Source organism: Sphingobacterium sp. (genome assembly GCF_032065005.1).
Lineage (GTDB): Bacteria > Bacteroidota > Bacteroidia > Sphingobacteriales > Sphingobacteriaceae > Sphingobacterium.
In genome coordinates this window covers 431320-450699 of the sequence record NZ_DAMBMM010000001.1, presented here as the reverse complement: position 1 = coordinate 450699, position 19380 = coordinate 431320, and the positions used below count along the sequence as shown (strand labels likewise).

Annotated in this window: 17 protein-coding genes; 5 read left to right on the top strand and 12 right to left on the bottom strand. The window is 38.4% G+C overall.

Annotation, left to right across the window (positions count from 1 at the left end):
* Both RT138_RS01905 and RT138_RS01900 read right to left on the bottom strand, forming a co-directional pair.
* Entirely contained in the window at positions 1-2136 is a 2136-nt protein-coding gene (locus RT138_RS01905; RefSeq protein WP_254527281.1) for a cation:proton antiporter, read from the bottom strand.
* Positions 2137-2244: 108 nt separating this feature from the next.
* Complete coding sequence (locus tag RT138_RS01900) at positions 2245-3462, bottom strand: ABC transporter permease (RefSeq protein WP_313189287.1); 1218 nt, start codon at positions 3460-3462, stop codon at positions 2245-2247.
* Positions 3463-3554: 92 nt separating this feature from the next.
* On the opposite strand from RT138_RS01900, the gene fmt reads away from it, so the two are divergent.
* Positions 3555-4487, top strand: a complete 933-nt coding sequence (gene fmt, locus RT138_RS01895) for a methionyl-tRNA formyltransferase (RefSeq protein WP_313189286.1) — start codon at positions 3555-3557, stop codon at positions 4485-4487.
* Here fmt and RT138_RS01890 read toward each other — a convergent pair.
* Entirely contained in the window at positions 4484-4690 is a 207-nt protein-coding gene (locus RT138_RS01890; RefSeq protein WP_313189285.1) for a helix-turn-helix transcriptional regulator, read from the bottom strand. The two genes, fmt and RT138_RS01890, sit on opposite strands and share 4 nt — an antisense overlap.
* Positions 4691-4991: 301 nt before the next feature.
* Here RT138_RS01890 and RT138_RS01885 point away from each other — a divergent pair, with 301 nt between their 5' ends.
* Entirely contained in the window at positions 4992-5852 is an 861-nt protein-coding gene (locus RT138_RS01885) for an RNA polymerase sigma factor RpoD/SigA (protein WP_093096797.1), read from the top strand.
* 135 nt (positions 5853-5987) lie between these two features.
* Here RT138_RS01885 and RT138_RS01880 read toward each other — a convergent pair whose 3' ends face one another.
* The 6 genes from RT138_RS01880 to RT138_RS01855 form a co-directional block, all read right to left on the bottom strand.
* Positions 5988-6317 carry a helix-turn-helix domain-containing protein gene (locus RT138_RS01880; RefSeq protein WP_093096800.1) on the bottom strand — a complete coding sequence of 110 codons (330 nt, stop codon included), beginning with the start codon at positions 6315-6317 and terminating at the stop codon, positions 5988-5990.
* A gap of 106 nt (positions 6318-6423) precedes the next feature.
* Positions 6424-7794 (bottom strand): Mur ligase family protein, encoded by a 1371-nt coding sequence (gene murC, locus RT138_RS01875; RefSeq protein WP_313189284.1) that lies wholly within the window; start codon positions 7792-7794, stop codon positions 6424-6426.
* Positions 7795-8637 (bottom strand): 50S ribosomal protein L11 methyltransferase, encoded by an 843-nt coding sequence (prmA, locus tag RT138_RS01870; RefSeq protein WP_313189283.1) that lies wholly within the window; start codon positions 8635-8637, stop codon positions 7795-7797. It abuts the gene before it with no gap.
* Between the two features lie 3 nt (positions 8638-8640).
* Positions 8641-9408, bottom strand: a complete 768-nt coding sequence (gene tpiA, locus RT138_RS01865; RefSeq protein WP_313189282.1) for a triose-phosphate isomerase — start codon at positions 9406-9408, stop codon at positions 8641-8643.
* Between the two features lie 23 nt (positions 9409-9431).
* A complete protein-coding gene (locus RT138_RS01860) occupies positions 9432-10634 on the bottom strand; it encodes a putative sugar nucleotidyl transferase (RefSeq protein ID WP_313189281.1) in 1203 nt (400 codons plus the stop codon).
* Between the two features lie 75 nt (positions 10635-10709).
* Entirely contained in the window at positions 10710-10958 is a 249-nt protein-coding gene (locus RT138_RS01855) for a type B 50S ribosomal protein L31 (protein WP_093096812.1), read from the bottom strand.
* Between the two features lie 269 nt (positions 10959-11227).
* Here RT138_RS01855 and lysS point away from each other — a divergent pair, with 269 nt between their 5' ends.
* Entirely contained in the window at positions 11228-12946 is a 1719-nt protein-coding gene (gene lysS / locus RT138_RS01850; RefSeq protein ID WP_313189280.1) for a lysine--tRNA ligase, read from the top strand.
* A gap of 68 nt (positions 12947-13014) precedes the next feature.
* On the opposite strand, the gene RT138_RS01845 is transcribed toward lysS, so the two are convergent.
* Positions 13015-13998, bottom strand: a complete 984-nt coding sequence (locus RT138_RS01845) for a hypothetical protein (protein ID WP_313189279.1) — start codon at positions 13996-13998, stop codon at positions 13015-13017.
* Between the two features lie 204 nt (positions 13999-14202).
* Here RT138_RS01845 and RT138_RS01840 point away from each other — a divergent pair, with 204 nt between their 5' ends.
* On the top strand, positions 14203-14601 hold the full coding sequence (locus tag RT138_RS01840; RefSeq protein WP_313189278.1) for a hypothetical protein: 399 nt from the start codon (positions 14203-14205) through the stop codon (positions 14599-14601).
* 619 nt (positions 14602-15220) lie between these two features.
* Here RT138_RS01840 and RT138_RS01835 read toward each other — a convergent pair.
* Positions 15221-15376 (bottom strand): hypothetical protein, encoded by a 156-nt coding sequence (locus tag RT138_RS01835; protein ID WP_313189277.1) that lies wholly within the window; start codon positions 15374-15376, stop codon positions 15221-15223.
* Between the two features lie 46 nt (positions 15377-15422).
* The gene (locus RT138_RS01830; RefSeq protein ID WP_313189276.1) at positions 15423-18281 is read right to left on the bottom strand and encodes an insulinase family protein; all 2859 of its coding nucleotides are present in this window, start codon (positions 18279-18281) and stop codon (positions 15423-15425) included.
* 122 nt (positions 18282-18403) lie between these two features.
* Here RT138_RS01830 and xerD point away from each other — a divergent pair, with 122 nt between their 5' ends.
* On the top strand, positions 18404-19297 hold the full coding sequence (xerD, locus tag RT138_RS01825; RefSeq protein WP_313189275.1) for a site-specific tyrosine recombinase XerD: 894 nt from the start codon (positions 18404-18406) through the stop codon (positions 19295-19297).
* Positions 19298-19380 lie beyond the last annotated feature (83 nt).

Below are 19380 nucleotides of genomic sequence, written 5' to 3'. Positions count from 1 at the left end.
TTATTTATCTTTACTAAACATATTCCCAATTTCACGACTGATCCTTCTAAAGATCGGCGCAGTTTGGATATCTTCGTATTCATCAATATGTTGGTCCTCAAGTCGAGAAGGAAAGATCAATAGTAAGTTTTGATTTTTATAGTACTTCCCTACTCTCTTTGCAAGTCCGTCCAATGAATCTCGGTAGGAAACATCACCATATCTAGCAGAAACAAAGACTAACATCGAGTCGGCATTGCTAAATGTTGCCAATCCATAGATATTGTCCCAATCTTCATAGTGCTCAAAAGTTGCGGGAACACTAGATTTCAGGGAATCCAACATTTGGATGATGGCCTGGTGGCTCCTATGATTACATACGAAGGTAATAGGCAGGGTCAATTCGGATGCCAACTTGGTCATTTTCTCCATCCAATATGCGAATCCTACTTCAGATTCTGCCAATGGCGGAACGAAAACGGTGATGGACTTATTGGTAATGAACGGTTTCTCGATCCTGCACATCATCAAGGTAGAATCTGTTCGGTTCAGGATACTTTCAGTTTTTTCACCTACGATCTTCTCTACAAAGCTCGTTGCACTAGGCCAACCTAAGATCAGACAGTCTGCAAAAGCTTCTTTGGATGCCCTACTGATCCCGTTTGCAATATTGAAATCGACCTTGGTCTGCAGTTCGACCTCCGTTTCTGAACCTGAGGCGTATCTCGCCATTTTATCCAAGTTCTGCCTTGCTTGGTGCAGGTTTCTTTCGGCCAATTCATCGTTCGGCACGACACTTAGGATATTCAATGGATGCGGAGATTTCTTAGATTTGACTAAAGTGGCAAAGTCTAAGATTGCTTCCATATTATTCAGGTTCGCAATCGGGATGACGATCTGCTCGTCATGCTCTTCCACATGCTCGATATGTTCTTCATGCTGTCTTCCTTCCAATACAATTTTCTTGGAAGCATTTTCAGTGACTATGGATGCTATGATACAGCTGACCAAAATCAGCATAATCGTACCATTCAGGACATTCTCATCAATAATATCATTATTATACCCAACCATAATAATAGCCAGAGTTGCTGCCGCATGGGCATTACTTAAGCCAAAGATCAGGTTCCTCTCATTGGTAGAATATTTGAACGCCCACTGGGTCGCTGTAGCTGCCAAGAACTTACCTACAATACCTACCAAGGTCAATGCACCGGCTACATAAAATACTGTCAATCCCGAGCTATTGGTAATCACACCAATATCAACGATCATCCCTACGGAAATCAAAAAGAATGGGATAAATATTGCGTTACCAATAAACTCGATCCGGTTCATCAAAGCGGATGAATGGGGAATCAGTTTATTTAATGCCAATCCAGCAACGAATGCTCCGATAATGGGTTCAAGGTTTGCCATCTCGGCAAGGAAAGCCGCAAAGAACACCACGGTAAGAACGAAAATATAATGTCCCGTTTTTTCACTTTCCACCTTTTCAAAGAACCATTTCGCTATTTTCGGAATGACGCCGAACATGATAAATAGGAAAATCGCAAAGGAAATTCCTAAGGTTACCCAGAATTCATTGTTGATATCACCTTGTGAGGCACCTTTGATGACAGCCAAAATGATCAATACCGCGGTATCAGTCAAGATTGTTCCCCCAATGGTAATAGCAACGGCCTCGTTCTTTGAAATACCGTAACGGTTAACAATAGGATAAGAAACCAAAGTATGGGTGGCAAACATGCTCGCAATCAAAATACTGGTGAGCAGGCTATAGTCCAAGACGTAATAACAGACCGGAAAACCAATGGAAATCGGGATAATAAAGGTAAAAAGACCGAACATGGCAGACTTGTGCTTGGTCTTTTTGAATTCGTTCATGTCTAGCTCTAAACCTGCAATAAACATGATGTAAAGTAATCCTATGGTAGAAAAAAGGTCTACAGCGGAATTCTTTTCCAACCAGTTCAGTCCATGCGGGCCAATGATCATCCCTGAGATAATCAGTCCAATAATACCTGGGACTTTGATGGGTCTCAGCAATATGGGTGACAATAAAATAATGAAGAGTACTAGAGAAAATATAAGCACCGGATTAGTTAGTGGTGCTTCGAACGCGTGTATTAAGTGGTCAAAAATTTTGTCGCTCATATAATTATTTCTGTAAGTCAATACAATTGAAAACTGAGAATGTTTTCATCGGAAAGATAATGAAAATTAAGGTAAATAATGATTAGGGCCAGTAATTTGGCAAGAATGTTACTTGAATTGTATGGTCTTTATCGGTGATATCCGCGAGATCAACATAGATGGAATAAACAAAGTGACCAGGGCAATGCCAATGAGTGAAACATTTAGCCATAAAACTGCCATCCATGATATTTCCATGGGCACAAAGGAAACATAATAGATGCTTGGATCAAGCTTGAAGAAATGCGTACTGGTCTGGAATGCGTATAAACCTAAGGCTACCAGATTTCCAAGGACAAGTCCGTAACCTATGAGATATAATGAATTGTACAGAAATACAGTTCTGATCTTTGTGTTTCTCATCCCTAATGCCTTAAGCATCCCAATCATCGGTGATCTTTCCAAAATGGAGATCAATAATGCTGAGATCATGTTGATGACTGCCACCACCACCATTAGAACAAAAATAATATTGTCGTTCATGTCGAGCATATTCAGCCAATTGAAGATATCCTGCATTTGCATAACAACATTGGTGGCATATAGACTTACGCCCAAATTATTGTTAAGCTCATCCGTAGTATTAAAGAGTTGGTTAAAATCCTTAACACGGACTTCGTAACCACCAGCTTGATGATCCTCGAGATTGTTCAACCTTCTTATCAAAGGAAGTGAACCAATCACATAAATTTTATCAAGTTCCTCGGAGTTGGTTGAGAAGATTCCTTTGACAACAAATTTCCGTTTCCTCACTGGCTCTTGGATGAAGTACATGATAAAGCTTTCACCAACTTTCAGATGGAGCCTATTGGCCATCAAGGAAGAAATCAAGAGTTGATTATCGGCATCATCGGCAGAAAAGTTTATGGTATCGCCTTCAAGGATTGTTTTGGACAGAAAGTCTTGATCATAGTCTTTATCGATCCCTTTCATCAGGACACCTTCCACCTCACCCTTCACATTCATGATGCCAGCTTTGGTAGCAAAAGGATAAACCTCTAAAACATTGGGGTTTTGTTTGATTCGAGCTAATTGCTTTTCGTCCATTGAAATTGGGGAATTGACATAGGAGTCATTTTGTTCATTCTTGAGGATAATGATATCGCCAAAAAAGCCCCTTTGTTTTTCCGTAATTTCGCTTTTGAACCCATTAAGGATTGCCACAGCAAGAATAATAGCCATTATAGCCAAGGCCAAAGCCCCAATAGTGACGCGCACGATTAATTTGGAAAACGTACGGTTTCCTTCAAGTGTGATCCTCTTGGCTAAGAAATATGGAAAATTCAAGCTTAAATTAAATTTGTAACTTCGCAAAGTTAATAAAATTTGTCGTCCAACAATAAGGATGTCTAAGCATCCTTAAGGTAATTTATTCATATATGCGTATTATATTTATGGGCACCCCAGACTTTGCAGTTGCTTCCTTGAAAGCATTGATCGATGCGGGTGAAGAAGTTGTTGCTGTAGTTACGGGTCCTGATAAGCCTGCGGGAAGAGGTCAGAAAATCCATGAATCAGCTGTAAAGCAATTTGCGGTTTCACAAAATATCCCAGTTCTTCAACCCCAAAAATTAAAAGACCCCAAATTTTTGGAAGAATTAAAATCTTACCGTGCCGATTTGCAAGTGGTGGTCGCTTTCAGAATGTTGCCTGAATTGGTCTGGAACATGCCAGCGAAGGGGACAATCAATGTACACGCATCATTACTGCCAAATTATCGAGGAGCAGCTCCAATTAATCACGTAATTATAAACGGTGAAAAAAGTTCTGGTGTCACGACATTCCTTTTGCAACATGAAATCGATACTGGAAACATCCTATATTCGACAGAAGTCCCAATTTCCGAAACTGATAATGCCGGAGACCTTCATGACAAATTGATGGTTGCCGGAGCAGAATTACTGATCAAAACCGTAAATGCCATAAAAACAGGAAACATCAACCCGATTCCACAGGATGATTTAGGAGAGAATTCAGAATTAAAGCATGCTCCTAAAATCTTTAAGGAAGATTGCCTGATCGACTGGAATAAAAGCACAGAAGAAGTTTATAATTTAATTAGGGGGCTGAGTCCATATCCAGCAGCCTTTACCCATTTAGATGGCAAGGTCTTAAAGATTTATTCAGCTGAAAAAGAAATTACAGCACAGCATGATTTACCTGGTTCTTACCAATCGGACGGAAAAACAAGTTTGAAATTTGCAACTGGAGATGGTTATCTAAAACTTACTGAAGTACAAATTGAAGGAAAGAAGAGAATGTTAGTTAGTGATTTTCTTAGGGGCTTTCGCGTGGACAAATTGACAGATTAATCTTCTACATACTTAAATATATCACCAGGCTGACAATCTAAGGCTTTGCAAATCGAATCCAACGTACTGATTCGTATGGCTTTAGCCTTTTGGTTTTTAATAATGGAAAGGTTGGAAAGTGTAATACCAACTTTTGCGCTCAATTCATTCAGAGACATTTTTCTCTGAGACATGATTTCGTCTAAATGAACAATTATAGGCATAACAGATCTATTTTTGCTTTTGAATAATATTATTGATGAAAACAAATCATGTTTCGATTTGTTTTATATCGAGAAAAAGGAAAATGAAATACGCAAGAAAAATTAGTTAAATGTGTGTTAAATACTTGTAAATCGGCGAGATTAACAGGTTTTTGGAATGATTTTTGATGTTAGTATAACATCAACTCACCACAGATAACTAACTCATAATGAGTTAATAAATTACAATAAGATTAGAAATAATTGGGATAAATTCGTTATGTTTGCAAACATTTCAGAAAAGAAAGGTTTATTTATTTAGATGAGACAGCTCAAAATTACACAATCCATCACCAACCGTGAATCGCAATCACTAGACAAGTATTTGCATGAAATCGGCAAGGTAGATTTAATTTCGGCAGAAGAAGAGGTTATTCTAGCTCAAAGAATTCGTGAAGGTGATCAGGTTGCTTTGGAGAAATTAACAAAAACCAACTTACGTTTCGTAGTATCCGTTGCAAAACAATACCAGAATCAAGGTTTGACCTTAGGGGACTTGATCAACGAAGGGAACTTAGGCTTAATAAAAGCAGCAAAGAGATTCGATGAAACAAAAGGGTTTAAGTTTATTTCTTATGCAGTTTGGTGGATTCGTCAATCAATTTTACAGGCAATTGCTGAGCAATCTCGTATCGTTCGTTTACCATTGAACCAAGTAGGGTCCTTAAGCAAAATCAGCAAGGCCTTTTCAAAATTGGAGCAAGAATATGAGCGTGAACCATCTCCAGAAGAATTAGCGGATATTTTGGAAACCACGGTTGACAAAGTTTCGGATACATTAAGTAATTCTGGACGTCACGTATCTATGGATGCACCGTTTGTACAAGGTGAAGAAAACACCCTATTGGACGTTTTGGAAAACAGCGACCCTGACACTGACAGTTCATTAATCGATGAGTCATTATCGGAAGAAATCAAAAGATCGTTGGCTACTTTAACAGAGCGCGAAAGAGAAATCATTGTATTGTTCTTCGGATTAGGTTCAAACCATCAATTGTCATTGGAAGAGATTGGAGAGAAATTCAGCTTGACTAGAGAGCGTGTGCGTCAAATTAAAGATAAGGCGTTACAGCGTCTGAGACACACCTCTAGAAGCAAGATCCTAAAATCATATTTAGGATAATAAGAGACTTTATGATTTAACAATAGGGATGCGCAAGTAAAATTGCGCATTTTTTTTGTTTAATATTTTTTCACTGAAAATAAAAAAAAGCCTAGCACGCAATGTACAAGGCTTTTTCCTTTAGAAATAATTTTGTTATTTCTTATGTAATTGTTCGTATAAGTCAATTACCTTTTTTTGCAAATCGATAACTTCAACTTCGCGTGCTTGAAGACGCTTTTGAAGCTCGTTTACTTCATTCTGAATTTGTTTGTCTTCTTCAGGGTCTGAAGTAGACAACAATTGTACAAGAGATAGTCCAAACAATTTAGAAATTTGGTTTAATCTCGATAAATTGACATCAGTAATTCCAGTTTCAATCTTAGAAAAAGCGGGAATCGAAATATCTAGCCTTTTTGCTACATCCTCCTGACTCCATCCTTTTTGATGTCTAAGTAATCTAATTTTTTTTCCTAATGCATTCATGGGTAAAATGTAAAATATTTATTTATTAAGTAATTATCAAATTTAAACAAATAAAGTAAATTTCAAAATCCCATTATTAAAAATTTAAAAAAATTCAGAAAGAATGTTAAAAATTTCTCAAAAATTTATCTGCAAAACTACTCATATTTACCCCATTGTAGTTGTTTGAACTCATAAACAGCAAATTATAACCATTAGACTTAAAAGTCTCCAAAAAATCCTCTAAATCAGACATTTGCGTGATTACATGGAAGGAAGGATGGTTAAAAGCTTCAGTTAAACGCCAAATTAAGTTATCTAAAGCAATATTTTTTTCCTTTATAAGTGATGTATTAACGAATACGACAGCGAAATCCGATTCATTCATCGAATTTGCGTATTCCGTAATAAACTCAGAGTCAAGACTGTCGTAGGCATTTAATTCAATGACAGTTACCAATGCCTGATTTGGGAATTGTTCCTTAACGGCATGGATACTGGACCGCAATTTACTTGGAGTATGTGCAAAGTCCTGGTAAACTACGCTTCCGTTCTGGCTGGCGACAAATTCAAGATATCGGATAGAGCTCTTAAAATCCTGGATTGCGCCATAAAACTCATCTCGCTTCACTCCTAGCCACTCACAAACCGTGAAAGCCCCAGCAATATTGGATAGATTATGCTTTCCGAAAACTTTTAGAGGTATATTTTCATCGCCGACATGGATGTATGTGACGCCTTTATTAATGGTATATTCTGGCAATTTATAACCATGGCGATTTATTTTGATATCCATGGTCTTTTCGACCAATTCTCTGGTGTTTTTATCGTCCTTGTTATATATTAGCGTGCCTTTGGGCACAATCGTGCGTATAAAGTCCTCAAACTGCTTAAAATATTCTTCTTCCGTGATAACGGTTTTAAAGTGATCCCAATCAATGCCACTGATCAAGGCTATATTGGGCTTATATTTTAAGAATTTTGATTGTTTATTAACTGCTGAAGCATAATATTCATCCCCTTCAATAATCATTAAATTATTTTCAGGATTCAATTGCAGAAGGTCATCAAAGCCTTCCAACTGCGCCCCTACCAGATAATCGAAATTTCGTCCCAGTTTTTTCAGGACATGCATGATCATACTGGTAATTGTTGTTTTACCATACGTACCGGCGATGACAACACGTGTTTTCTCGGCACTCTGTTCATAGACAAATTCGGGGAAGGAATAGATCTTGATCCCTAAATCCTTGGCTTTTTGTAGTTCAGGGTTGTTTTCATCGGCATGCATCCCCAAAATTACAGCATCAATATCCTCTGTAATCTTTTCCGGGAACCAACCAAGCTCTTTCGGCAACAAACCAGCCTCACGAAGTTGAGACTTCGAAGGCTCTACGATTTGATCATCAGAGCCGGTTACTTGATGGCCTTGTTCAGCTAAATTAATAGCTAAATTATGCATGATACTTCCGCCTATGGCAATAAAATGAATGCGCATTTAGTTTGCTTTAATGAATTTGGCTGCACACCAGGTATCCAGCACTTTTTTTTCTACAAATTGAAAACCTAAGCTTTCTGCTTTGTCCCTTAAGATATCTAAATCCTCGCCATCATAAAAACCGGAGATGTACAACTCTCCAGAATTTTCAAGATCAGCAAAATATACATCAAATTGATCCAACAAGATGTTCCTATTGATGTTTGCCAATATAGTATTAAATTTCTTGCCTTCTATTGCCTCTTTAGAGCCCAATTTAGCTTCAATATTGTCTACATGGTTCAGTAGCTTGTTTTCCAAAACACTTTCCACACAGATAGGGTCAAAATCAACGGCAAGAATATTCGATGCTCCTCTTTTAGAAGCCAGAATCGCCAGGATCCCAGTTCCGCAGCCCATATCTAAAACAGCCTTCCCATCAAAATCGTTTTCCAGGATGTACGAAAGCATCATGGAGGTAGTTTGATGATGGCCCGTTCCAAAGGACATTTTCGGATCTATAATGATCTGATACGGATATTCAGGTTTATCCTCATGGAAAGTAGCCCGAACATAACATTGATCATCGACTACAATAGGACTAAAATTGCTTTCCCAAACTTGGTTCCAGTTCTTGTTCTCCAATTCTTTAACCTCGTAGGAAATGTCATAGCCTTCTGTTTCGGCGACCAAAACAGTCTCAAGAGCCTGGATATCCAGGTTGGCAGCTGGAATATAGGCAACAAAACCTTGGTCTTGATCCTCGAAAGTATCAAAACCAAGGTTTGCCAATTCAGCTATAAGCAAATCCTTTTGCCATTCCTCCATATTGGAGGATGTAAAAGCAACTGCTGTATACTTCATATTTTAAGCGTTAAAAACGTTAATAATTTGCAAGAAATCACGTGATTTCAATGATGCACCACCGATCAATCCACCGTCGATATCAGGTTGAGAGAAAAGGCTCTGTGCGTTTGATGGGTTAGCACTACCACCATATAGAATGCTAGTATTGTCTGCAACCTCTTGACCAAACTGATCAGCTAAAGTTTTACGGATAAAGGCATGGACTTCTTGAGCTTGCTCAGGGCTTGCTGTCAATCCGGTTCCGATTGCCCAAACCGGTTCATAGGCCAAAACGATGTTTTTAAAAGCTTCTGCATCTAAGTGGAACAGGGCTTTGCTCAATTGTGTTTTGATCACATCAAAATAAGAACCCGACTCACGCTCATCCTTCGTTTCACCGATACAGAAAATAGGCTTTAGATTATGCTTAAGTGCGGCATCAACTTTCTCTGCCAAAAGTTCATCTGTTTCACCGAAATAAGCACGGCGTTCAGAGTGTCCCAAAATCACGTATTCAGCACCAGTTGATTTCACCTGTGAAGCAGAGATCTCACCGGTATAAGCACCAGATTCGTGCTGACTAATGTTTTGGGCACCGATAGATACATTCTTGGTAGAAGCACTTAATTTAGAAATTGCTGCCAAATGGATAAATGGGCTACATACAACGACTTCTTGGTTTCCGATCACCTCGTCCTTCACCATATTTACGATTTCTGAGAACAAGCTTACTCCTTGCTCATAATCCATGTTCATTTTCCAGTTTCCAGCTACAATATTTTTACGCATAGTGTTTTGTATTTATTATATGTTTAAGATTGATTTTCCACATGTAGGTATTTGACATCATCAAATATATATTTGAAAATGGAGAGATTGCTTTGCAGACTATCCGAACCTGTTATTTGTTCCCTTCGCTCCATCATATTGATAAATTTCTCAAAAGTATAAGCAGTCGATTCTCTGTCGGTCAACCAACTGAAATCAGGCACAAATTTGGGAATAAATTTTGACATTGCAATCTGCGAGCCGACGCCAATTACGGACCCTGTTGTAAATGAAGAATTTATGGCACACATCGCATAGTCCCCCATAAATAATCCGCACTTATATTCACTGGTTTCACGGTAGCTAAGATCCTCATAATCAAACAACCGTACAAACTGCCAATTGTTTTTCAGATTCGAATTGGAGGATCCGGCCCCTATGTTACAGCCCTCACCGATTACCGAGCAGCCTAAATAGCCTTCATGCCCTTTGGCACTGTTTCCCCAGATCACCGAATTATTGATTTCTCCGCAAACGGTGCTTCCAGGACCTATACTGGTATTTGGATATATCCTCGCTCCCGACTTCACCCTGGCAGCATCACCAATAGCCACATAACCCTTCAAAAACGCCCCTTCTTCAATCTTTGCATCCTTTCCTATATAAATAGGCCCTTCCAAGCTATTTAAGCTTACTCCTTCGACCATTGCCCCCTCTTCAATAAATATCCAAGAACCAAATACCATGTTAGACTCACTGATGGCAGCAGATTGGCGCCCGGCGGTCAATAGATTATAGTCGAAAAGTAATTGGGATTTATTTTGAAGGAATATATCTTCCAGAAAGTTTAAAAAGTGTATTTCAGAAGATGACTTGATGGGATTGTAATTTTCAAACAGGTTTTCAAGGTCCAGACTAGGTTCGCTGGTCTTGATGGCGATCCAAGAAGTTTCATCGACCAGCACATCTCCTTTTTCCATTGCTTTCAATTCTTTGACCAAGCTTTCAGAAGGCAGGACATTGGCCATGATAAAAAGAAATTCTGGAGAATCCTGATGTTCAAAGGGGTATTTTCCGGATAGATGATCAGCAGTAAAATAAGTTACCGGAGATTGGAAAATATGCTCCCATTTTTCATTCAATGTACAAATACCTGTTCTGATATTGCCAACCGGACGGGTTGAAGCAAAAGGAAAGAGACGCTTACGCCAGTGCGCGTTATCAAATAAAACTATGGTTAGCGACATGAAATAAATGTACATAAAAAATCCCGACAAATAAACTTTATCGGGATAATATCAGTTTCTTTATAGTAAAGAATATTACTTTTTGTTGTAACGGCTACGGAATTTATCAATACGTCCAGCTGTATCAACCAATTTCATCTTACCAGTGTAGAATGGGTGTGATGTGTGAGAAATCTCTAACTTTACCAATGGGTACTCGTTACCATCTTCCCAAGTAATAGTTTCTTTTGTATCAACACAAGATTTAGTAACGAAAGCGTAGTCATTAGACATGTCTTTAAATACAACTAATCTGTAGTTTGATGGATGCAAATCTTTTTTCATTTTATCTTATGATTACTATATAATTCAACAATTGAGGTGCAAAGATAATTTATTTTTCATTCAAATACAAAAAACATAAACAAATTCATTTCCACACCTGTGGATAAGTTCTACTTGCCTTTGAATCAGCAAATACATTTCCGAGGATTTTCATCAGCAGAATTACAAAAGTAAACAAATCCCGTCAAATACAAGCCTTTTTTCTTCATAAGCATCATTAAATAGTTCTAATTTCATACTTTTGCACAACATTATAAGTTGTACGTAAAATGAGCATCGGATTATCTGAACAAGAACAACAAAGAAGGCTAAACCTGAAAGCCTTGATCGACCTAGGCATTGACCCCTTCCCTGCTGAAGAGTTCAAAGTAAATGCTACGGCTGAAGATATTTTAGAAAACTACGAAAGAGATAAGATCAACTATAAGAGCATCAGTTTTGCCGGACGTATCATGAGTCGCCGTGTGATGGGGAGTGCCTCATTCCTGGAGCTTCAAGATTCGACCGGACGTATTCAAGCTTACGTAAAACGTGATGACATCTGCCCTGACGAAGACAAGACCTTATATAATACCGTATTCAAAAAGTTATTGGATATCGGTGATATCATCGGTATCACTGGATTTGTGTTCACTACCCAAACGGGAGAAATCAGTATCCACGTCCAAACCTTAAAGGTGCTTACCAAAGCTTTGAGACCTCTTCCTATCGTTAAGGAAGCAGACGGGAAAACGTTTGATGCCTTTACAGATCCAGAACAACGCTATAGAATGCGCTATGTTGACCTGATCGTAAACTCCCAAAATAAAGAGATTTTTGTTAAGCGTACTAAGCTGTTCAACGCTATGCGTGAATACTTCAATAACGCTGGATATATGGAAGTAGAAACTCCGATCTTACAGGCAATCCCTGGTGGAGCGGCTGCACGTCCATTCATTACCCATCACAATGCATTGGATATCCCATTGTATTTGCGTATCGCCAATGAACTTTATCTGAAAAGATTGATCGTTGGAGGTTTTGATGGTGTCTATGAGTTCTCCAAAAACTTCAGAAATGAAGGTATGGACAGAACACATAACCCGGAGTTTACCGCTATGGAAATCTATGTAGCCTATAAAGACTACAACTGGATGATGGATTTCACAGAAAATCTATTAGAGCACTGTGCAATCGCGGTAAACGGCACTACAGAAGCCACTTTTGGAGAACATAAGGTTGATTTCAAAGCTCCTTATCCTAGGGTGAGCATGACGGATGCGATCAAACAATTCACCGGCTTTGATATCACAGGAAAATCGGAAGATGAAATCCGCCAAGCTGCAAAAGGCATGGGAATCGATGTGAATGACACGATGGGTAAAGGAAAATTGATCGATGAAATCTTCGGAGAGAAATGTGAAGGAAACTTTATCCAGCCTACATTTATCACCGACTATCCTATCGAAATGTCTCCATTGACGAAAAAACATAGAGACAATCCAGAATTGACAGAACGTTTTGAACTGATGGTCTGCGGTAAGGAAATTGCCAACGCATATTCTGAGCTTAACGATCCTATTGATCAAAGAGAGCGTTTCGAGCATCAATTAAAACTTTCTGAGAAAGGTGATGACGAAGCCATGTTCATTGACCAGGATTTCTTGCGTTCATTGGAATACGGTATGCCTCCTACTTCAGGATTAGGAATAGGAATGGACAGATTGATCATGTTCCTGACCAACAACCCTTCGATCCAAGAAGTACTGTTCTTCCCACAGATGCGTCCCGAAAAAGTTGCTAAAGTAGCTTCAACGGCTGATTATGTAGAACAAGGAATTCCTGAAGCATGGGTTCCCGTACTTCAAAAAATGGGATTCACGACCATTGAACTTCTCAAAGAAGCTAACCCAAACAAAGTTTTCAATGACTTGGGCGGAATGCGTAAAAAAATGAAATTAGACGTTGCCATGCCAACTAAAGACGAAGTCTTGGCTTGGTTCGAATAAACATAACAAAACATTAAAAAAGCTCCAATGAATAATCATTGGAGCTTTTTTTTAATCCTATATGTGGATTAGTTAACAACTAATTGCTTTGTCATATAATCATACTTATACTCCTGAAAATATTTACTGAAACTACCCAATTTTACAGCTGTAAAATATAATGGATAATTCAATTCCAAAATACTTTCCTTTTTAATCTTTGTCCAACGTTTAAATAAACTATTAATTTTTTCAGCTCCTGTCGCCTTCTCAATCAATGTTTCTTTCATGCCGCTATTACGATGATAAACAACGAATCTTGTTTCATCTAAAACTTTCATTTCTTGAGCAGATAATTTAATATCCCTTACGCATTTTTCATATGCATTAACAAATTCCGCTTGAGGAAAGTCTGACTGCAAGACATAATAAGAAACCAGACCATAATAGACCCAATTAACATAATACAGATCAGGATTATTTACCTTTATTTTGTCATAATCAGATTTCAAGATCAATTCATTTTGATCAGGCAAATCCATTCGTGGGTTTACAGTCAAACTTTTATCAAAACCAAATACGCTGTTCTTTACTTCTTTGTAACCCAACATCTCCTTATAGAATAGATCTCTTTCCTTCACATTAACAAAATAGCCCTTAAACATATTGAAATCATTAAAATATAGTCCAGAACCAGCAGTTGATTCCAAATATTTTACCGCCCTATCTTTATTTTCTATCATAAGGTCCTGAAACTGCTTGAAAGTTTCAAATTTTTCATTCTCGAAAGCAAGATTCATTTGAGAAACACGAAAACTTATTGGTTGCTTTTGATACGCATCAAAATAATCCAAATCAAATCCATTTTGTTGACTTTTTAAAATGAATATCCTTCCTGGATAAATCTGGTCTGCATTAAGCTCATCAACCAAAAATTCATCATTTTTATCATCAACAGCAATAGAAACAAATTTATACTGCTCTTCATCCTGTATAGAAATATTATTTTCTTTTGAACACGAAATAAATACGAATAATGAAAAAGCAATGATTTTAATAGAATGTGATTTCATAATTTTTATCAAACAGTTAATAAATGTAAATATATGTTTTATGACAATCGAAACAGTCAAAAGATTAATGAAAAATGGGTTTTTTATCAAAATAATTTTTCAGGTTCAAATCATAGCTAAAAATTGAGGTATTCCATCTAATCAAAACAATTGAAATATTTTACCGTTTACTTATTTTAGACAGTATGGCTAAAAACAAAATCTATGAAAAAGCTCAATTTTATATATTTCATCCCTCTTTTAGCTGCCTGCGCAAGCAACCAAGGCAGCAGCACAAAACCTCCAAAAATAATGGGAAATTGGCAATGGATTGAGACCTCAGGCGGATTTGCCGGAATCACAAAGACTCCCGAATCCACTCGAGAGATCAAGCATCTGCAAATAACAAAAGACAGCGTGTACTATTATGAAAACGGTGAACTGACTTCCACCCTGCCCTATAAACTCATCCTGACCAAGTCTATGCTCAATAACAAGGACAGCTGGCTGCTCAATGAATCCCCACATAAGGTATTTGTTTCCCGACAAGATAGCACCCTTGTCCTTCAAGAAGACTGCTTTGATTGCTATTCACATAAATACGTGAAGATGAAGGAGAAGTAGCGGGAATAGACATTAGACAATATTTTGAACCAGGATGGGCTTCGACTTCCCCTCGACTTCGCTCGGCAATCGCAGCCCAAGAGGATGAGAGGATGGACCAAGATAATAGCAATCATCATAGCCTACTCCCAATTCTGAACGATTAGTGAAGAATCTGTACGGTTCTTTAAAAAAAAACTGTCATCGTCAATCTCCGATTGAGGAACTGTACGCCAAATTGCCTAACATTAAATTTCAAAGAGAAATATGTTGTGTTTATTCTGAGAATTTTCGTGCTTATCAATGACAAGTTGGTTAGAACTATGTTTCTAGCTAAGCAATCCCATGTTTAATTTTCAGAAAAATATCTTTTTTGCGGCATACTGCCTTGGAAGGGCATAATTATTTTAGCAATGGTATCCAACAATATAGGGTTAATGCAAAAACGCTGTTCGATTAATCGAACAGCGTTTTTGCGCTACCTCCAGGCTAGCGTGCCATGTTAGCTAAAATAAAGGAACCCTGATAGGGTTCTATACGACAGTTAAATTTCAATTGAAACAGGCGTATGCATGCCCTTACCAATTCTGACACCTTTCTAACCCCTATCGCTGTAATCCTGGCCCATCCTCCAATCCCTTCAATCCTGGTTCATTTCATGATCTTGGTCTATCCTCCAATCCCTTCCATCCTGGTTCATTCCATGATCTTGGTCTATCCTCCAATCCCTTCCATCCTGGTTCATTCCATGATCTTGGTCTATCCTCCAATCCCTTTCATCCTGGTTCAAATCCATATATTGTCTAAAAAAAAGCCCCCGTTTTTGGCGGGGGCTATTGTTTTTATTTTGTGGCATCCGGAAGGAGAATAAACTTATAGAAGTCTTCTTCTTTCAGGTACTTATTTGCGGCTTCTTTGACAGACTCCACGGTTACTTTATCTAGTTCTTCCAGATAACGGGTAACATTGGTTGGATCCGTTTGATTCTGAACTGAACCAAGTATTTCACTTGCCCAGAAACCATTTTCCCTTAGGCTTAATTCCAACTGACGCTTTTCTTCAATCTTGAACTTATCCAGATCAACTTGTGATGGACCATTGGCTTTTAACTTTTTGATCTCATCCATGGATGAATTGATCAAGGAAGGGTATTTGTCCACACTTGTTCCAAAAACGATCAGGAAGGAATATCTTGGTTTAGGGAATTTACTGTAGGAGAACCTTGCTCCAGTTCCATAAACACCACTTTCTTCCTCGCGAAGACGCTCGATCAATTTATTGGTTAGAATAGTCTCCACAGCGCTTGCATTGATGTTCTCCTGCTCATTATAGGTATAATCTCCATATAAGGTCAAACGAACCATGGCCTTCGCCTCTTTACCTTTATTTACGATCTTCTCAACTCCCTTATTTTTTTCATAAAGGTTGAGGTCCTTAGGCTTTTCATCACGGTTTGTTGTTGGCAATGAAGCAACATATTCTTCTAAATATGGTTTGATTTCTTCCTCAGTGAAGGAACCAACAATCACAAAAGTAAAATCAGAAGCATCGGCAAATCTATCTTTATAGATCTCTAACGCTCTTGCTTGGTTCACTTTATCAAGTTCGTTAACACCATAAGGAACACGACGGATGCTATTTCCATAAAGCGTACGCTGTATAGCATCACTGTAAACGAAGTTTGGATCGTTTTCACGGTTTGCCATCATGTCCTTTTGCTTGCTAATGGTACTTTGGAACACATCATCCTCAATTCTAGGCTCGGTAAAGTATCCATAGACCATTTCGAAGGCAGTTTTCAAACTTTCCTTGTCTGTAGCACCTCTCAACCCTTCAGAACGTTCTGTAATGTACGGACTGATATTAACTTCCTTGCCGGTCAAGCTTTTTTGCAATTCCACGGTATTCAATTGTCCGATACCTGAACTGTTCACTAAATTTCCAGCAAAAGTTGCAGACATAAAATCAGCATCTGAATACAAAGAAGTACCACCTGGGCTATAAGCAGAGATCATGATCTGATCATTCTTGAATTTCGTTGGTTTCAATAAAACCTTAACGCCATTGCTCAAGGTCAATTCCTTGGTTTCAATGCCGTCGATAGATTTTTCAGATTTTATAGAACCCTTAACTGGCGTTTTAGATAACATTGGCAAATCAGAAACCTTATCATCATAAGGTTTTAGATCCTCCTTTTCGATAGCTGCAAACCATGAATTTACAGCGGCTTCTTCAGGAAGTTTGTCTTTCTCTGCATCCGGAGCCAAGATCAAAACATCTCGGTTAATATCCTTATAGAATTCCTTTCCAACAGCTTCAACCTCTTTTAGGGTCAATGTCGGCAATAATTGTTTCGTGATTTCATAGCGATCCTCATTGCTCAATGCCGGACCATCCTTCAAGAAATGGTTTAGATAAGCATTTACATAGCTATCAGACTTTCTTTTATCGCGCTCCACATAAGAAGTTTCGTTGTTTTTTGCAATCGAGCTGACAGCACGTTTAAATTCAGTTTCGGTAAATCCAAACCTTTGGAAACGGTCCAATTCTCTGACAACTGCTTTAAATCCTTCTTCGAACTGTCCAGGTTTAGAAACGAAAAATGCACCTAAATTATCCAATCCGCCAAGGAATCCCGAGATATCTACACCACCTTGAATGAAAGGAGGATTAGCAGATTGGCTCAATTCACTATACCGGGCATTGATCATTTGGTTGAAGACATCCTTCAATAATTCTCTTCTATAGTCTTTGACTGTACTTACTTTTTCCTCTGGGTGCTTGATCATGATCTGACCAACGGTATAGGTCATTTCTGGATCCGTTACCTTAATGAATTGGTTCTTGTTTAATAGATCAACCTTGTATTCTGTACGCGGTTTGATGGTCTTTGGAACCTTCATATCCGAGAACAATCTTTTCACTTCAGCTTCCATCTGCTGAGGATCTACATCACCTACTATAATCAAGGATTGCAGATCAGGACGGTACCATTCAGCATGGAAATTACGGATTACTTCGGGATCAAAGTTCATGATCACCTGCTCCGTTCCAATTGGAAGGCGATCTGCATAGCGCGAGCCATTTAACATCACCTTGATGTACTGATCACGCATACGCTGCTGAGCGCCTCTACCACCACGCATCTCTTCCATGATTACACCACGTTCCTTATTGATCTCGTCGGTTTCCAATAAGGCATCCTGCGCCCAATCACGCATTACCTGTAATCCATTTTTTAACAATTCAGGATCATCTGAAGGAATAGGAAGTTGATAAACGGTTTCATCAAAACTGGTATAGGCATTCAAGTCTGAACCAAAACGGACCCCTGCTTTTTGCAAATAATCGATCAGATCATTCTTAGGAAAATGTTTAAGACCATTAAAGTTCATGTGCTCCATAAAGTGCGCCAAACCCAGTTCCTTTTCATTTTCCAGGATGGAACCGACTTTCATCGCCAAGTACATGGTCACCCGTTTTTCCGGTTCCGAGTTTTTGCGTATATAGTATTGAAATCCATTTGCTAACTTGCCTTTAATAACATCTTTATCAAATGGCAATTTAGTGTCCCATTTCAACGAGTCATTCATCAAGATGACTTTCGCTTCTGGATTGAAGTTTGTGGGCACATATGCACTAGCCATTTCTGTTGCAAAAGGCAATAAAAATGCTAATGCCAAGGGTTTTAGAAGTTTCATAATTTCAAAAAAAATTTACTAGAATGGTTACTAAATTATATTTGGAAAGCAATCTACAATAAATTTATTTAGCTTTAAAACAAATCTTCTATTCAAACTATAGAATTATATATTTTTAACAAATGGATTGGGAACTGACTAAAAGGGATTTTAAACGTTACTTATTATTAGAAAGAGGATTGAGTGACAATAGTATTGCCGCATATTTAAATGACGTCCAGAAACTCCAGAGTTTTGCCGAATTACAACAAATTGAGCTGAAGCAATTCCAAACCCAACATATACAGCAATTTCTGCAATGGATCAATGAATTCGCAGTATCCGAATTCACCCAAGCCCGACTCCTTTCTGGCATTAAGACTTTCTTCGGATTCCTTCAGATAGAACATGGCTTTCCAAACAACCCTGCAGAATTGATCGAGTCCCCTCGCCTTTCCAGAAAGATCCCTGCTGTTCTCAGCATCCAAGAAATCGACGAACTTATCGCCGCCATCGATCTTTTATCTCCAGAAGGCATGCGGAACAAAACCATTCTCGAAATCCTTTACGGATGTGGACTTCGGGTCTCTGAACTTTGCAACCTCAAAATATCGAATCTCTTCCTTGATGTGGAGTTCATAAAAGTGGAAGGAAAGGGAAATAAAGAAAGACTGATCCCAATAGGTCAGCAAGCGATCAAGTTCCTAAAGCTTTATTTGGAAGAGATCCGTGTACATCAGGTAATCAAACCTGGCAAAGAAGATTACGTTTTCTTAAATCGAAGGGGCGCACCATTGTCCCGAGTGATGATCTATTTGATCATTAAAGACCTCGCCAATAAGATTGGTCTGAGCAAGGAGATCAGCCCCCACACCTTTCGCCATAGTTTTGCCTCCCACCTTGTGGAAGGTGGTGCAGATTTAAGGGCAGTACAGGATATGCTTGGTCATGAGAGCATTACGACTACCGAAATCTATACCCACATCGACAAAGAATACCTACAAAGTGTAATTACCCAGTTTCACCCTAGATCATAATGCAACAAAGTTTAATTTAATTTGCAACAGCATTGCATTTAACTTATCTTTGCACTGTGATTAGATTATTGAGGTCATATAAA

What these genes read in the sequence shown, in the direction of transcription:
- RT138_RS01905 (WP_254527281.1), bottom strand. Translation starts at nt 2,136, where the DNA reads ATGAGCGACAAAATTTTTGACCACTTAATACACGCGTTCGAAGCACCA.
- fmt (WP_313189286.1), top strand. Translation starts at nt 3,555, where the DNA reads ATGCGTATTATATTTATGGGCACCCCAGACTTTGCAGTTGCTTCCTTG.
- RT138_RS01890 (WP_313189285.1), bottom strand. Translation starts at nt 4,690, where the DNA reads ATGCCTATAATTGTTCATTTAGACGAAATCATGTCTCAGAGAAAAATG.
- RT138_RS01885 (WP_093096797.1), top strand. Translation starts at nt 4,992, where the DNA reads ATGAGACAGCTCAAAATTACACAATCCATCACCAACCGTGAATCGCAA.
- RT138_RS01880 (WP_093096800.1), bottom strand. Translation starts at nt 6,317, where the DNA reads ATGAATGCATTAGGAAAAAAAATTAGATTACTTAGACATCAAAAAGGA.
- murC (WP_313189284.1), bottom strand. Translation starts at nt 7,794, where the DNA reads ATGCGCATTCATTTTATTGCCATAGGCGGAAGTATCATGCATAATTTA.
- prmA (WP_313189283.1), bottom strand. Translation starts at nt 8,637, where the DNA reads ATGAAGTATACAGCAGTTGCTTTTACATCCTCCAATATGGAGGAATGG.
- tpiA (WP_313189282.1), bottom strand. Translation starts at nt 9,408, where the DNA reads ATGCGTAAAAATATTGTAGCTGGAAACTGGAAAATGAACATGGATTAT.
- RT138_RS01860 (WP_313189281.1), bottom strand. Translation starts at nt 10,634, where the DNA reads ATGTCGCTAACCATAGTTTTATTTGATAACGCGCACTGGCGTAAGCGT.
- RT138_RS01855 (WP_093096812.1), bottom strand. Translation starts at nt 10,958, where the DNA reads ATGAAAAAAGATTTGCATCCATCAAACTACAGATTAGTTGTATTTAAA.
- lysS (WP_313189280.1), top strand. Translation starts at nt 11,228, where the DNA reads ATGAGCATCGGATTATCTGAACAAGAACAACAAAGAAGGCTAAACCTG.
- RT138_RS01845 (WP_313189279.1), bottom strand. Translation starts at nt 13,998, where the DNA reads ATGAAATCACATTCTATTAAAATCATTGCTTTTTCATTATTCGTATTT.
- RT138_RS01840 (WP_313189278.1), top strand. Translation starts at nt 14,203, where the DNA reads ATGAAAAAGCTCAATTTTATATATTTCATCCCTCTTTTAGCTGCCTGC.
- RT138_RS01835 (WP_313189277.1), bottom strand. Translation starts at nt 15,376, where the DNA reads ATGGATTTGAACCAGGATGAAAGGGATTGGAGGATAGACCAAGATCAT.
- RT138_RS01830 (WP_313189276.1), bottom strand. Translation starts at nt 18,281, where the DNA reads ATGAAACTTCTAAAACCCTTGGCATTAGCATTTTTATTGCCTTTTGCA.
- xerD (WP_313189275.1), top strand. Translation starts at nt 18,404, where the DNA reads ATGGATTGGGAACTGACTAAAAGGGATTTTAAACGTTACTTATTATTA.